We start from the raw sequence: 12,158 nt of genomic DNA, 5'->3' as shown, positions 1-12,158 counted from the left end.
GAGAGGGAGATATGCTGAAGCATTCGCGCAGATTCGAAAATGACCCTATCGTATATCCTACTCAAACGCTTAAGCCTGTTGGTGCTAAGGAGCAGCACATTATAGAATCTTACAGCCATTATGAAGATTCTATAATGCGATTTTTATTTAAATCTTTTCTCCCCCATAAGCATATTACCATACCGAGCATAAAAAGCAATCTTTACAATATGCCCGCACAGGATAGTTTTGTGTGGTTTGGGCATTCCTCTTATATGCTGTGGCTTGATAGTAAAAGCATACTTTTTGACCCATTAATCGGGGATAATGCCTCACCCCTGCCATATATGTTTCGCGCATTTAATGGAGCTGATATTTTTAGTGCAAGTGATTTTAGCAGTATTGATTATCTTATTATCACACATAATCACTATGACCATTTGAGCAAGGCAAGTATTCTTGCCCTCAAGGATAAAATAAAATGTGCTATTGTTCCGCTTGGCATAGGGAAAATATTGCACAAATGGGGGATAAAATCCATTATTGAGTTAGAATGGGGGCAAAATATTGAAATTGAGAATCTCACAATTCACGCCCTGCCTACAAGGCATTATTCTACACGTTCGTTGTTTGATAAAAATATGAGTTTATGGGCGTGTTTTGTGCTACAAAGCAGGGGTAAAAATATCTTTTGCAGTGGCGATAGTGGCTATGGCGAACATTTTAGGGTATTTGGTGAGCGTTTTGGAGGCTTTGATTTTGCCTTTATCGAAAATGGGCAATACAATATGCGCTGGGCGCAAAATCATCTCTTCCCACACGAAACCTTACAGGCGGCTATTGACATCAAATGCAAAAGGCTTATGCCTATTCATAATAGCAAGTTTGCCCTTGCTCCTCATCATTTTACACAACCTTTAGAATCTCTTTGCGCACTCTATGATTTAGGAAACAAAGATTACCCATTCTTGCTTTTGACGCCTCGTATTGGTGAAATTTTGCCGCTTTGGGAAAATATAAACACTATGCGTTGGTGGGGACAACTTACTTAGATTCTATGGTTATGAATCTTAAGTGAAATCGCGTGAAATACTTGCGCCAACGACACAAGGAGCGAGAATATCGGGCTTTTTGATACAAAGTGTGAGATGTGTGATACACACAAAATGCTTTTTAAGCTCATTTGCTATGTCTGTAAGGGCGGATTCTAAAAGTTCGTATGCGCCATTTTGTAGGCATTGGGTAATAGATTCACAAATATGCACATAATTGAGATATTCACCGCTATATTCATAGGTAATATGCGCCTCTATAAGAAGCCTTTGAGCTGCGATGCGCTCCTTAGGCAACACGCCAATAATCGTCTCAAGGGAGAGATTCTCAATATGAAGCGTGATAGATTCCGTATTCATAGAATCTCACACCTTTATTGCGATATGCTTTCACTAGAACGCAAACTCACAGCACCTTACCTTCTTGTCCGCTAAAAAGTCGCTTGATGTTAGGAATATGCGTATAAAGGATAAATAGCCCGATAAGCACCACAGGCGTGTGCGTGTGAATCTGTGCGACAATAGAAATACTATCTGGCAGGGGCAAAATATAAGGGATAACAAAAGTAAGCACGATACCGCTTAGAACGCCAATGAGCGAGGAGAGCGAGGAGATTTTAAACACTTTGCCCACAATCCCCCACACAATCAACCCACAAATCCCCTCCACAGGAATAAGCAACAGCACCGAACCAATAGCGGTAGCCACGCCCTTGCCTCCTTTAAATCCAAGATAAGGGCTATAACAATGTCCTATAATAGCTAAGAGCGCGATTGCCCATTGTGTTTCATAGCTTAGTCCTACTGCCTTTGCGAGTGCGACCATTATCAAACCCTTGCTCGCATCAAGCACAATAGTGAGGATAGAGAGGGGCTTTGCCTTTTTTTCATCTCGTTCTTTGAGGGTGCGATAGACATTTGTCGCGCCGATACTGCCCGAGCCAATTTGGCGAATATCAGTCTTATAAAGCACCTTAAGCAATAGCCACCCGAATGGAATCCCACCCACAATAAAGGCAAGGACATAAAAAATCACATTGATATTTGAAAAGACATAGAGCAGACTTGATAAGACACTCATTTATAATCCTTTGTTAATGTAATGTGCGATTATAGCATTATTTGCTGATGAGTTGAATATGCGCGTTTGCAAGTGTGCTAAACTCATCATCATAATAATAAATATTCTCTAAGCCCTCCTCCACAAGCTCACTGCCTAAAATACTCGCGGTATGTCCCGAGTAGCACACAAGGGCGTATTTTTGGTTTGGATTTTTTTTGATATGTGCATACACATCATAAGGATTATTCAGCTGCAGAGAATCTTTAATATGGCAAAGCGCGTAATCCTCGGGGTAGCGAATATCAATAATACAAAAGCTCTCGTCCAAATCCTCGGCATAAAGTGGATTGGCAAGGCTTGGGTTATTCTTTCCTTTAAATTCCATAAGATTCCTTAAAAAACATTTGTGTGTATTGTAACATAAGAATCTTTATTAAAAATATACAAAAGATTGCAGAGTGCTTATATCGTAATATGAAAGAATGAAACAAAATAAAGTTTTTATTTGTTTTTTTGTTATAGCGGAGGCTTAAATTTTGCTTTTATCATAAGGAGAAAAAATGAAAAAGAGTGTAGTTGGAGTAATTGCATTGAGTGTTTTACTTACAGGAGTAAGTGCTTTTGACTTAGGAGGTGTTACAAAAGGACTAGGAAAGACTTTAGAAGCAGGAAAAAAGGTAGGAGTAGTAAAGTCTCCAGATGATATTGTTAAAGATAATGTCAATGATAAGAAAAACATAGAAGCGTGTAAGCAATATTATCATAAAAATAAGATTGCTTATTATGGTAGTAATGATATACTCGACCCAAGTAGCACAAGAGACGAATCTAACAAAATCAATTACGATAGAAAAGAGATTGGTGCTTTGGTAGAATTATATAAAAAGGCTGTTAAAAAGCTTGAAAAGCAAGATTTTGATATATCTAAACATTCAAAAAAAGTGTTGATAATCACGCACTATGTAAATTTATTTTTAGCAAATCAAAAACATTTACAACAAATGATTCTTCTAAGTTTGCAGAAGAAACAAAAAATACGATAAGAAATAACTTTTTAACTCACGCTTAGGCATTACATCTCTATAATGTAATGCCTAAGCTGATTTACTTCCTTTACTTAACTTCTTAAATCTTTTACGCTATAATCATAAGCGACATTAAAAGAGATAACTCATCTTTACTCTTATATTCTAAGGAGAAAAGATGAAAGCACCACGACTAAGACTACTTAAGATTGTTTTTTGCTTAAGCATAGGCTTTAGCTGCACTCAAGCAAACTTTCCTGTGATTGATGTAAGATCAATCGCTCAAAGCATAATGCAATATACGCAATGAACCCTATCAATTCCAAATTCCCTATAAAGTTGCTTAAAATTTTCAAAGGTATTGTTATTTATTTTCTCTCTAAAATTGCTTCAAAAGCTTGATATTACAGAATATCCTGTTTCATTTCGAAAATGGATAAAGGAGGTTTTAGAGGGCTTTGGGTTAAGCCCTCTTTTGGTTTAAGGAGGATTAAAAGAGAAATTTATGATTTTGTGGGCGTAGTATCAGCTTTAGCAGATTCTGCTTTGGTAGCACTTTTAGCTTTGGGCTCATTTTTGGGTTTGCTTTCAGCCTTAACTTCCTTTTCCTTGTTGGCTTCTTGCTTAGTCTTTTGCTTCTCCTCTTTTGTCCTTTCTTTCTCGGCTTTTTCCACCTTTTCTGCTAGTGCTTTTTGTGCTTTTCTTTCCTTTTTTTCCGCCTCTTTTATTTCTTTAAGCTCTTTGAGCTGCTTTTGAACCTCTTTTGTCGGATCAAGATGTGCGGTTTGATATTGAGAATACACCCACACAATGCTAGGATCAGGTAGTAAGCACACGGCAGTTTGATCTTTGCCCTCATAGTCAATTTTACTCAAAATATCACGTGCAATATTGAGTCTCGCGCGCTTTTTATCATTGGTATTAACAATCGTCCAAGGGCATATGTGCGTATGTGTGCGTGCAAACATTTTTTCAAACGCTTCGGTGTATTCATTCCACAAATCAAGTGACTTGCCATCAATGGGGCTTAGTTTCCACATTCTAAGTGGATCAGTTTTGCGGCGTAAGATTCTACGCTTTTGCTCCTCTCTGCCCACATCAAGAAAATATTTGAAAATCATTGTGCCGCTTGAAATCAGCATTTGCTCAAGATTTGAAACTTGAGTAATAAACTCTCTATATTGATCTTGAGAGCAAAACTCCATTACTTTTTCTACTCCTGCTCTGTTATACCAGCTGCGATCATAAAAGACAATCTCCCCTCCGCTTGGCAATGTGCTAATGTAGCGTTTGAAATACCATTCTGTTTTTTCTGTTTCAGTAGGTTTATTTAGTGCCACTACACGGCAACCTCGTGGATTCATATGGCTTGTAAGAGCTTTAATTGTGCCACCCTTACCTGCTGCATCGCGTCCCTCCATAATGATGACGATTTTTTGATTGGTTTTTTTCACCCAATTTTGCAGTTTTAAAAGTTCAATTTGCAGTTTTGTAAGCTCCTCAAGGTAAAAATCCTCTTTCATACGCCCGTTTTTAGACTTATAAATCTCCCGAATATTGCCCTCATTCTCTGGTCTAATGACAATTTGTCTTTCTTGCTTTCCCATCTTTTCCTCCTTTTTAGGCAAAATTTATGCTCTAAATTGTATTATTTTTGAACAAAAAGCAAGCTTAAACTATAGTAAAGGGGTTGCAAAATGAAGCCGAATAACGATTTTGTCATATTACATAGTGATTTGGCACAGAGAGTAAGCGAGATTTTAGCTCAAAGGGGAATGAAAGTCGGCATAGCTGAAAGCTGCACTGGTGGGCTTTTAAGCTATCATTTTACAATGCTTAGTGGTGCGAGTGAGATTCTTGATGGGGCGATGATAAGTTATGCCAATGCGATTAAAGCTTCTTGGCTCAATGTAAGCGAGGAGAATCTTACTCGTTTTGGTGCAGTGAGTGAACCTGTGGTTAGGGCAATGTGTGAGGGGATTCTCAAGCAAAGTGGCGCAGATGTGGCACTAGCCACAAGTGGAATCGCTGGTCCCACTGGAGGAAGTGAGAGTAAGCCCGTGGGGAGCGTATATATTGGTGTGCAGCACAAAGGAGAGCGTGCGCATATAGAACTTTGTCATTTTGACGGAGGGCGCATAGAGGTGCAGTCCCAAACTTGCGCTAAAGCACTTGAAATGCTCCTTGCGCTTTTAGATTCATAAAATTTAGATCCACATAAAGCTTGAGATAAGGCAGCGAGCTAAAATCTGTGGTATCAGCTTACAAGTTTAAGCAGCGCAAAGTGTTTATATGCTTTGAGATTCTATGGTTTTATTTCTTAAGTTGCTTATGGACGCACTCTTGACAAATTAGGCTAAACTCACTATAATTCCGCTCTTTTGTGTCCTAGGGTTCATTATGAGATAGGCTGTTTTGAGGCAGTTTGGTTATGGGCAGCGGGACAAAAGATACTAAAGATGTAAGGGCAATGATGACCCGTTAGCTCAGTTGGTAGAGCAATTCCCTTTTAAGGAATGGGCCGTTGGTTCGAATCCAACACGGGTCACCACCAAAGTTAAAGTGGCCCCTTCATCTAACGGTTAGGATACCACCCTTTCACGGTGGCTACAGGGGTTCGAATCCCCTAGGGGTCACCACTTTACTTGGTTCTTTCATTATTTTGGTCGCTTAGCTCAGTTGGTAGAGCGCCACCCTTACAAGGTGGATGTCACAAGTTCGAGCCTTGTAGCGACCACCATTTTTGCATTTTTGTGGATTGTATGAGACTTTTATACAAGTTCTTTCTTTGGAGCGGTAGTTCAGCTGGTTAGAATACCTGCCTGTCACGCAGGGGGTCGCGGGTTCGAGCCCCGTCCGCTCCGCCACCTTTACTTCTATTCCTAAGATTCTTAGGTTTTACTTTCTTCTTTTATATTTTTTCAATAATAGCATTAAGCTCTATGGTTTTTGCCTTGTGATTAAGCAGCGTTTGCTCAAGTGTTTCAAGCGATTTGGGTGAGATGTATTCAAGGAGTTCTATAATATGATGATACTTCATATAGGTGGGATTATGTGTAGCGATTTTTCGTAGCATTTTTTGTGCATTCGCGCTAAACAGCTCCTGCTCATACACGCTCAAAGCATCAGCAATAAATGGAATCATATCGGCTTTGAGTTCAATATTGCCATTAAGATAGGCATAAATGCTAGAGATTGTGGGTGTCTCACCCGTTTTATTTGCACGCAAGCCTAAGTCTATAAGGCGATTAGCAAGCTCTTTTTTGCTTAGATTTTTTGCTTTTAGAATCTCATTTATTTTGTCAATAACTTTCATTCCGCTTTCTTTTGTAAGGGTTTATTAAAGATGTAAATTTTAGTCAGTAAATTATAGAAAAAGTATAATTTAAGTATTGTTTAATGATAATATACCTAATAATCACCGCCAAACAATAAAGTAAAGGAGTGCAAAATGGCTTATATCGTTAAGTTAGAAAATAATCAGGCAAAATTGTATGAAAATGGCTCTTACAAGCGCAGTGTAGGAAGCAATGTCTCTAGTGCAAATTGCAGTGATGAATGGACAATTTGTATAGAAAAAGGTCTTGCTAAGCTATATACTACAAAGACAGGAAGCTTCAAACGCTCAATAGGAGAATCAAATGCAGTGTCAGCACAGGTTAATGGAGATTCTATATTTATTTCCTATGCTAATGGCACAACTAAAGAATATAAGGCTTCTAGTGGCAGCTTTGTTAGGAGTTGTTAGGAATTTTGCGTAATGAGACTTAGAGGTTTTGCAGAATCTTCATTATTTCAAAACTTTGTTTTAGGAATCGTTTGTTTAAATGCTTTTGTGCTTGGTTTGCTTAGTCTGCCATATTTTTTTGACAATACATTCCTTAAACAAGTTGATGAAATTTGTCTCTATTTTTTCATTTTTGAGGTGTGTGTGAAAATTATCATACTTCGCAAAGAGTTCTTTAAAGAAAATTGGAATATTTTTGATTTAATCATAATTACTCTATCGGCATTACCTTTATTGGGTAATATTTCAGTCTTAAGATTGTTTAGAATCCTAAAGATGTTTCGTCTTTTTTCTATCTTTCCACAGCTGCGATTTGTTATTGCTGTTATCTCAAAAAGTATTCCTAGTGTAGTATGTATTGGATTTTTGCTTTTGCTTGTGTATTACATTTATGCTGTGCTTGGCACACAGCTTTTTGCAGAAGTAATACCTGATTATTTTGGCGATTTGGGTAAAAGTTTTTTTACTCTTTTTCAAATAATGACAGGAGATAGCTGGAGTGAGGGGGTTGCTCGTCCTACAATGGCAGTATATCCATATTCGTGGATATATTTTGTGAGCTTTATTGTTATTGTAACCTTTATTGTGCTTAATCTAGTTATTGGTATTATTGTTGATAGTATCAATGAGATAAAGCAAAGTAATGACAAAGCTACATCAAAGGGGTAAATGAAATACACTTATGACATTGACAAACGATTTAATGGCAAGAAGCTTTATGATTATTGGCTTGAGGATTCGTGCTATAAAAGTGATAGGCTGATGAAAGAGGGTGGCAGGACATTTAAGAGATTCTATAATACCCTTGCACAGCATATTTTTGACATTAACCTTGAGATTAGAGAAAAAGCAAATGAGTTTTACCCTATTGTGAGAAACGAGCGTAGCAATTCAGCGGCTATCGCTATGGCACTCTCTTTACAGACACCTTATGTCATTAGTGAGTATGGAATTGGCTGTAAAGATGAGAATCGGCACGATGATACCGATGACACACGAGAACAGCAGAGACGCTTTATTGACTTTTGGTGTGCGACAGAGGATTTCAAGCTTGAAATGTAGATAGAATCCAAGCATTGTTGGTTTAATGTCGGCAAAGGGGCTAAATGGGAATTTGATACAGGGAGCAAAAAGCGCATACAAGGTGCGTTAAAGCAGATTCGCGACATTGAGGGTTTAATAAAAAATGGCAAGGCTACTTATGGCGTGAAAGTCGCACTTATGAGTATCAATGTCTTTTGCAAAAGGGAGCAGACTGCAGATGATTTGAGTGAGTTAGATTTTATCCCACGAGATGTGGCTAAAATGCTAGAATATGAGGCGAGAGAATATCTCAAACAAGATGTGGGCGTGCTTGTAGGCGCACTTGACTTACGCCCGAGCATTAAGACAGATAAGCAAGACACTTATCATATTTATGGTGCGGAATATCTCCCCTATGTGCTGCTTGGCGCAATCGTGCTACCCTAAGATTCTATACGTAGAATTTCATACGAAAAGGAGAGATAATGAAAATAGCATATAAGAGCAAAACAATAAACGCGTGGCTTATCATAACTATGAGCGTTATGTGCGTTTGTAGCTGTGGTGAGGGCGGAAAGCAACTATGACTTTAGCAGCAAAGCACCTTATGATGACAACAGCATAATGTGTAAGAATGGGGATAATAAATATCCATTTAAGAGTCTTAATACTGAAATCAGCTGTGAAGCAGATGTGTCTTTTTATAATAATGAATGGAGCATTCACGCACCTTATGGTATTCTTGGTGAGGGTGGAATCAAGGTTACTTCTCAAGAGGAAGTAGATGCTTGGGTTGCTACTATTCGTGAAGCCTGTGCGCTCAAAGTAGCACAAAGAGACAAAATGCTTGAAGCCTTTTTTAAACATAAACTTTGCAAGAAAGTGAGCTTTGACTAAAACGCTTGTTACATTATAGCTTTTTGGTATCTCTTGGAATGCTCTTTAATGCCATTTGTCGCTATTGTTTCGCACGAGGGGCTTAGATTCTTAGAATCTAAGCTATTTTTCTATAAACACTTTCAATCCCTATTTTTAATCGCTTTTTTGTTGCAAAGATTCTTGCTTAAACAGAGTATAAAAAGCGACACAAAACTTGCTTGTAGCCTTGTAGCTTTAGAATCCCCTCCTTGCAAAGTATTCAAAACCTTTGTAGTCTCTACCTCGCCCTACTCTCTTTTGTTATCTTGCAAGTAGGGCATACCCCGATAAGCACCGCTGAAATATCATACACATCATAGCCGGTTTTTGTGCCGCAGTCATTTTCTAAATAGCCTGTTTCTAACTTAATATCCTCGAGTTTTCCGCAGGATTCACAATACACGTGCAGATGCTTATCGCTACTTAGCTCATATCTCTGCTTGTCCTTAGGGGCTTTAATCTCACGCAGGATATTTGCCTCACAAAGTGCATTGACATTCTTATAAATTGTTGCAAGTGAGATTGAAGGATAAATAGATTTGATTTGTTCATAAATTTCCTCTACATTCATATGCCCATTATCGTGGATTTTATTCAGCATAGCTATGCGTTGAGGCGTGATTTTTAAATGTTTCTCTCTCAAATGTTGTTCAAAACTCATCATAGGTCAATCCTTGTTTTGCCAAAGATAAAAATTGTCAATAAAAAAAGAATCTTATAGGCTTGAAGCAAATAAAAGCATAATGAAAGTGATTTTTGCATACAATGCAACTTTAAATCATTCAAAGTTTTTCAATAATGGAGCGTGTATTATGTTTGATACCTTGACAAGTTCATTTAAAGGGATTATGAATAAAATTCGCTTTAGCGATGATGAAAAAGCGTTACAAAGGGCGTGTGATGAGCTAAAAAAGACATTGCTTAAAAATGATGTGTATCACAAAGCGACAAAACACATCGTGCAAATCGTGCAGGAGCGCACAAAACAAGAGGGTATAGGCAAACAAAGCTTCAGTTCTTCCCTACAATACGCCTTAGCAGAGATTCTTCACTCATCAAAGGGCTATGGCATTAGCTTTTCGCCAACACCACCTAGTGTTATTTTAATGATGGGCTTGCAAGGAAGCGGAAAGACAACTTCTAGTGCTAAACTCGCGCTATATCTCAAACAAAAGGGCAAAAAAATACTCCTTGTTGCGTGTGATTTGCACCGCCTAGCAGCCATAGATCAGCTACGCACACTCGCCCAAAGCATTGAGGTGGATATTTTCACACCAGAGCTTGCGAGTAAGCCAGAGGACGCCATAATCGTTGCCAAAGAAGCAAAGCAAAAGGCGAGTGCGGAGCATTATGATGTGATGATTATCGATAGTGCAGGACGACTAAGTATAGATGAATCTCTGATGAATGAACTTAAACAGATTAAAAAAACCATAAATACCACGGAATGTATCTATGTGGCAGATTCTCTTAGTGGGCAAGATGGTATCCGTTCCGCTGAAAGTTTCAATGAAAAAATTGGCATTGATGGCGTGATACTCTCTAAGTTTGATAGCGATAGTAAAGGCGGCATAGCCTTATCAATTGCCTACCAAATTGGTATTCCGCTCAAATTCATAGGGAGTGGGGAAAAGGTAGCTGATTTTGATATTTTTCTCCCTGATAGAATCATCTCGCGTCTTATGGGAGCAGGAGACATCGCCACTCTAGCGGAAAAAAGCGCAAATGTGATAAGCCAAGATGAAGCAAAAAATATCGCAAAAAAAATTAAGAAGGGGCAGTTTGGATTTGAGGATTTTATCAATCAAATCGAAAATGTGAAAAAACTCGGCTCTCTAGGGCAAATCGCCTCTATGATACCCGGACTTGGCAATATGGCAAGTGCGCTTAAAGATGTGGATTTAGATAAATCAAGCGAGGTAAAAAATATCCGCGCAATGGTAAATTCTATGACAAAAAAGGAGCGTGAAGACCCATCGCTTCTTAATGGCTCAAGGCGCAAACGCATAGCACAGGGAAGTGGGCTGGAAGTGAGCGATATAAATCGCATTATCAAGCAATTTGACCAAGCGGCAAAATTAGCCAAAAAAATGTCGCAAAAAGGCGGTATGCAGGAGCTTCTAAGCCTTATGGGTAATATGCGAATGCCAAAATAATAAGGATTTAAGCAAAAAACACTATAATGTAGCACTTAAAAAAATGTTAAACTTCAAGGAGAAGCAATGGCAACAGTAATTAGACTAACAAAAATGGGACGCAAGAAAAAACCTTTTTATCGTATTGTAGTAACAGACTCTCGAAAGAAGCGCGATGGTGGCTGGATAGAATCTTTAGGATATTATAATCCTTTGGTAGAACCAGCACTTATAAAATACGATGCACAAAGACTAGAATACTGGAAAAGCGTAGGCGCAAAAATGAGCGAAAGAGTAAGTAAGCTTACCTCAAAATAGTCCAAAATCATTTTCAAAGAAGCAATTATGGTTGAAGATTTCATTAAGGAATATGCAAAAAAAATTGTCAATAAACCTGAAGCGATAGATATACAAGTTCAAGATACCGAGGATAATACCCGCGAGATTCTCATACTTGCAGATTCACAAGATGTGGGGCGTCTCATAGGGCGTGATGGCAAAATGGTCGGCTCACTTAAAACTTTTATCTCTGGCACAAAAGCAAAAGACGGCAAAAATTACAGAATCGCCGTGCAAGCGCATTAATCGCCAAAGCCGAGATTATAGAATTTTAAACTAATAGAATCTAAAATGAAGCACAACTCCCCACTTCTTTTAGTCGCTAAAATCGGTCGATGTATCGGTGTGCGTGGGGATTTAAAGCTCCACATCATTAGCGATTTTCCTTCTATATTTATTCCTAAAGCCATTTTTCACACCCGCTCATTTGGTGAACTTTGTATTGAATCTTTTGATTCTAAATATAATCTTGTGCGCTTTAAAGAGCATACCTCACGCGAGAGTGCCGCTAGGCTGGTAAATTGTGAGCTTTACTCTACACTTGACGAGAGCAAGGCAATGTGTGATCTTAAAGAAGGGGAATTTTTGTGGGAGGAGATAATAGGGGCTAAAGTCATAGAAAAATGTGAAAATACAGAATTGGAGCTTGGCTTAGTAACGGATATTGAACGTATTGGCACACTTGATTATCTATTTGTGCGTACAGACACCGCACTTGTCAAGCAAGGATTCAAAAAACAATTTCTTGTTCCAAATATTGAGCAATTCATCTCTTGCCTCTCACCACAGGGCATTTTCACACATAATGCCCTTGCTATATTAGAGCAAAGCTAAGAC

General features: G+C 38.4%; 19 protein-coding genes and 4 tRNA genes. 17 read left to right on the top strand and 6 right to left on the bottom strand.

Annotation, left to right across the window (positions count from 1 at the left end; genetic code table 11):
• Positions 1 to 11: 11 nt before the first annotated feature.
• Positions 12 to 1,031, top strand: a complete 1,020-nt coding sequence (locus BN2458_RS01220) for an MBL fold metallo-hydrolase (protein ID WP_052082221.1) — start codon at positions 12 to 14, stop codon at positions 1,029 to 1,031.
• A gap of 18 nt (positions 1,032 to 1,049) precedes the next feature.
• Here the strand turns inward: BN2458_RS01220 and BN2458_RS01215 are convergent, their stop codons facing one another.
• The 3 genes from BN2458_RS01215 to BN2458_RS01205 are packed head-to-tail and all read right to left on the bottom strand — an operon-like array spanning position 1,050 to position 2,479.
• Positions 1,050 to 1,391, bottom strand: coding sequence for a dihydroneopterin aldolase (locus BN2458_RS01215; protein ID WP_034325916.1), 342 nt, complete (start codon positions 1,389 to 1,391; stop codon positions 1,050 to 1,052).
• Between the two features lie 46 nt (positions 1,392 to 1,437).
• Positions 1,438 to 2,112, bottom strand: coding sequence for a glycerol-3-phosphate 1-O-acyltransferase PlsY (gene plsY, locus BN2458_RS01210; protein WP_034325917.1), 675 nt, complete (start codon positions 2,110 to 2,112; stop codon positions 1,438 to 1,440).
• 37 nt (positions 2,113 to 2,149) lie between these two features.
• Positions 2,150 to 2,479, bottom strand: coding sequence for a rhodanese-like domain-containing protein (locus BN2458_RS01205; protein WP_034325918.1), 330 nt, complete (start codon positions 2,477 to 2,479; stop codon positions 2,150 to 2,152).
• A 175-nt stretch (positions 2,480 to 2,654) separates the two neighbouring features.
• On the opposite strand from BN2458_RS01205, the gene BN2458_RS01200 reads away from it, so the two are divergent.
• Both BN2458_RS01200 and BN2458_RS10530 read left to right on the top strand, forming a co-directional pair.
• Entirely contained in the window at positions 2,655 to 3,137 is a 483-nt protein-coding gene (locus BN2458_RS01200; RefSeq protein ID WP_034325919.1) for a hypothetical protein, read from the top strand.
• 160 nt (positions 3,138 to 3,297) lie between these two features.
• A complete protein-coding gene (locus BN2458_RS10530; protein ID WP_268902964.1) occupies positions 3,298 to 3,429 on the top strand; it encodes a hypothetical protein in 132 nt (43 codons plus the stop codon).
• Between the two features lie 193 nt (positions 3,430 to 3,622).
• Here the strand turns inward: BN2458_RS10530 and ppk2 are convergent, their stop codons facing one another.
• Complete coding sequence (ppk2, locus tag BN2458_RS01195; protein ID WP_034325921.1) at positions 3,623 to 4,726, bottom strand: polyphosphate kinase 2; 1,104 nt, start codon at positions 4,724 to 4,726, stop codon at positions 3,623 to 3,625.
• Between the two features lie 90 nt (positions 4,727 to 4,816).
• Between ppk2 and BN2458_RS01190 the strand changes: the two genes are divergently transcribed.
• The 5 genes from BN2458_RS01190 (at position 4,817) to BN2458_RS01170 (ending at position 5,986) form a co-directional block, all read left to right on the top strand.
• Positions 4,817 to 5,323 carry a CinA family protein gene (locus tag BN2458_RS01190; RefSeq protein ID WP_034325922.1) on the top strand — a complete coding sequence of 169 codons (507 nt, stop codon included), beginning with the start codon at positions 4,817 to 4,819 and terminating at the stop codon, positions 5,321 to 5,323.
• A gap of 271 nt (positions 5,324 to 5,594) precedes the next feature.
• A tRNA-Lys gene (locus tag BN2458_RS01185) sits at positions 5,595 to 5,670 on the top strand.
• Between the two features lie 13 nt (positions 5,671 to 5,683).
• Positions 5,684 to 5,758, top strand: a tRNA-Glu gene (locus tag BN2458_RS01180).
• A gap of 25 nt (positions 5,759 to 5,783) precedes the next feature.
• Positions 5,784 to 5,859: transfer RNA gene (locus BN2458_RS01175), tRNA-Val, on the top strand.
• 50 nt (positions 5,860 to 5,909) lie between these two features.
• Positions 5,910 to 5,986: transfer RNA gene (locus BN2458_RS01170), tRNA-Asp, on the top strand.
• A 44-nt stretch (positions 5,987 to 6,030) separates the two neighbouring features.
• Here the strand turns inward: BN2458_RS01170 and BN2458_RS01165 are convergent.
• The gene (locus BN2458_RS01165; RefSeq protein ID WP_034343849.1) at positions 6,031 to 6,435 is read right to left on the bottom strand and encodes a helix-turn-helix domain-containing protein; all 405 of its coding nucleotides are present in this window, start codon (positions 6,433 to 6,435) and stop codon (positions 6,031 to 6,033) included.
• Between the two features lie 135 nt (positions 6,436 to 6,570).
• Here BN2458_RS01165 and BN2458_RS01160 point away from each other — a divergent pair, with 135 nt between their 5' ends.
• From BN2458_RS01160 to BN2458_RS01140, 5 genes are all read left to right on the top strand, one after another.
• A complete protein-coding gene (locus BN2458_RS01160) occupies positions 6,571 to 6,867 on the top strand; it encodes a hypothetical protein (protein ID WP_034343850.1) in 297 nt (98 codons plus the stop codon).
• Positions 6,868 to 6,879: 12 nt separating this feature from the next.
• Positions 6,880 to 7,575: an ion transporter gene (locus BN2458_RS01155; protein ID WP_052082222.1), complete on the top strand. Its 696-nt coding sequence runs from the start codon at positions 6,880 to 6,882 to the stop codon at positions 7,573 to 7,575.
• A complete protein-coding gene (locus tag BN2458_RS01150) occupies positions 7,576 to 7,968 on the top strand; it encodes a hypothetical protein (protein ID WP_034343852.1) in 393 nt (130 codons plus the stop codon).
• Positions 7,969 to 8,112: 144 nt separating this feature from the next.
• Positions 8,113 to 8,376 carry a hypothetical protein gene (locus tag BN2458_RS01145; RefSeq protein ID WP_034343854.1) on the top strand — a complete coding sequence of 88 codons (264 nt, stop codon included), beginning with the start codon at positions 8,113 to 8,115 and terminating at the stop codon, positions 8,374 to 8,376.
• 117 nt (positions 8,377 to 8,493) lie between these two features.
• The gene (locus tag BN2458_RS01140) at positions 8,494 to 8,826 is read left to right on the top strand and encodes a hypothetical protein (protein ID WP_138117646.1); all 333 of its coding nucleotides are present in this window, start codon (positions 8,494 to 8,496) and stop codon (positions 8,824 to 8,826) included.
• 259 nt (positions 8,827 to 9,085) lie between these two features.
• Here the strand turns inward: BN2458_RS01140 and BN2458_RS01135 are convergent, their stop codons facing one another.
• Entirely contained in the window at positions 9,086 to 9,511 is a 426-nt protein-coding gene (locus BN2458_RS01135; RefSeq protein ID WP_034325927.1) for a Fur family transcriptional regulator, read from the bottom strand.
• Positions 9,512 to 9,659: 148 nt separating this feature from the next.
• Between BN2458_RS01135 and ffh the strand changes: the two genes are divergently transcribed.
• From ffh to rimM, 4 genes are all read left to right on the top strand, one after another.
• Positions 9,660 to 11,003, top strand: coding sequence for a signal recognition particle protein (gene ffh / locus BN2458_RS01130; RefSeq protein ID WP_034325968.1), 1,344 nt, complete (start codon positions 9,660 to 9,662; stop codon positions 11,001 to 11,003).
• A gap of 66 nt (positions 11,004 to 11,069) precedes the next feature.
• Positions 11,070 to 11,300: a 30S ribosomal protein S16 gene (gene rpsP / locus BN2458_RS01125; RefSeq protein WP_034325928.1), complete on the top strand. Its 231-nt coding sequence runs from the start codon at positions 11,070 to 11,072 to the stop codon at positions 11,298 to 11,300.
• Between the two features lie 27 nt (positions 11,301 to 11,327).
• Positions 11,328 to 11,567: a KH domain-containing protein gene (locus BN2458_RS01120; protein ID WP_034325929.1), complete on the top strand. Its 240-nt coding sequence runs from the start codon at positions 11,328 to 11,330 to the stop codon at positions 11,565 to 11,567.
• Between the two features lie 45 nt (positions 11,568 to 11,612).
• Positions 11,613 to 12,155 (top strand): ribosome maturation factor RimM, encoded by a 543-nt coding sequence (gene rimM, locus BN2458_RS01115; protein WP_034325930.1) that lies wholly within the window; start codon positions 11,613 to 11,615, stop codon positions 12,153 to 12,155.
• The last annotated feature ends 3 nt before the right edge of the window (positions 12,156 to 12,158 follow it).

The sequence above is a fragment of the Helicobacter typhlonius genome, from assembly GCF_001460635.1.
Lineage (GTDB): Bacteria > Campylobacterota > Campylobacteria > Campylobacterales > Helicobacteraceae > Helicobacter_C > Helicobacter_C typhlonius.
The sequence above is the reverse complement of the archived record's forward strand: the minus strand, read 5'-3'. Positions and strand labels throughout refer to the sequence as shown.

Coding starts and splice junctions, on each gene's coding strand:
- BN2458_RS01220 (WP_052082221.1), top strand. CDS start 12: ATGCTGAAGCATTCGCGCAGATTCGAAAATGACCCTATCGTATATCCT.
- BN2458_RS01215 (WP_034325916.1), bottom strand. CDS start 1,391: ATGAATACGGAATCTATCACGCTTCATATTGAGAATCTCTCCCTTGAG.
- plsY (WP_034325917.1), bottom strand. CDS start 2,112: ATGAGTGTCTTATCAAGTCTGCTCTATGTCTTTTCAAATATCAATGTG.
- BN2458_RS01205 (WP_034325918.1), bottom strand. CDS start 2,479: ATGGAATTTAAAGGAAAGAATAACCCAAGCCTTGCCAATCCACTTTAT.
- BN2458_RS01200 (WP_034325919.1), top strand. CDS start 2,655: ATGAAAAAGAGTGTAGTTGGAGTAATTGCATTGAGTGTTTTACTTACA.
- BN2458_RS10530 (WP_268902964.1), top strand. CDS start 3,298: ATGAAAGCACCACGACTAAGACTACTTAAGATTGTTTTTTGCTTAAGC.
- ppk2 (WP_034325921.1), bottom strand. CDS start 4,726: ATGGGAAAGCAAGAAAGACAAATTGTCATTAGACCAGAGAATGAGGGC.
- BN2458_RS01190 (WP_034325922.1), top strand. CDS start 4,817: ATGAAGCCGAATAACGATTTTGTCATATTACATAGTGATTTGGCACAG.
- BN2458_RS01165 (WP_034343849.1), bottom strand. CDS start 6,435: ATGAAAGTTATTGACAAAATAAATGAGATTCTAAAAGCAAAAAATCTA.
- BN2458_RS01160 (WP_034343850.1), top strand. CDS start 6,571: ATGGCTTATATCGTTAAGTTAGAAAATAATCAGGCAAAATTGTATGAA.
- BN2458_RS01155 (WP_052082222.1), top strand. CDS start 6,880: ATGAGACTTAGAGGTTTTGCAGAATCTTCATTATTTCAAAACTTTGTT.
- BN2458_RS01150 (WP_034343852.1), top strand. CDS start 7,576: ATGAAATACACTTATGACATTGACAAACGATTTAATGGCAAGAAGCTT.
- BN2458_RS01135 (WP_034325927.1), bottom strand. CDS start 9,511: ATGATGAGTTTTGAACAACATTTGAGAGAGAAACATTTAAAAATCACG.
- ffh (WP_034325968.1), top strand. CDS start 9,660: ATGTTTGATACCTTGACAAGTTCATTTAAAGGGATTATGAATAAAATT.
- rpsP (WP_034325928.1), top strand. CDS start 11,070: ATGGCAACAGTAATTAGACTAACAAAAATGGGACGCAAGAAAAAACCT.
- BN2458_RS01120 (WP_034325929.1), top strand. CDS start 11,328: ATGGTTGAAGATTTCATTAAGGAATATGCAAAAAAAATTGTCAATAAA.
- rimM (WP_034325930.1), top strand. CDS start 11,613: ATGAAGCACAACTCCCCACTTCTTTTAGTCGCTAAAATCGGTCGATGT.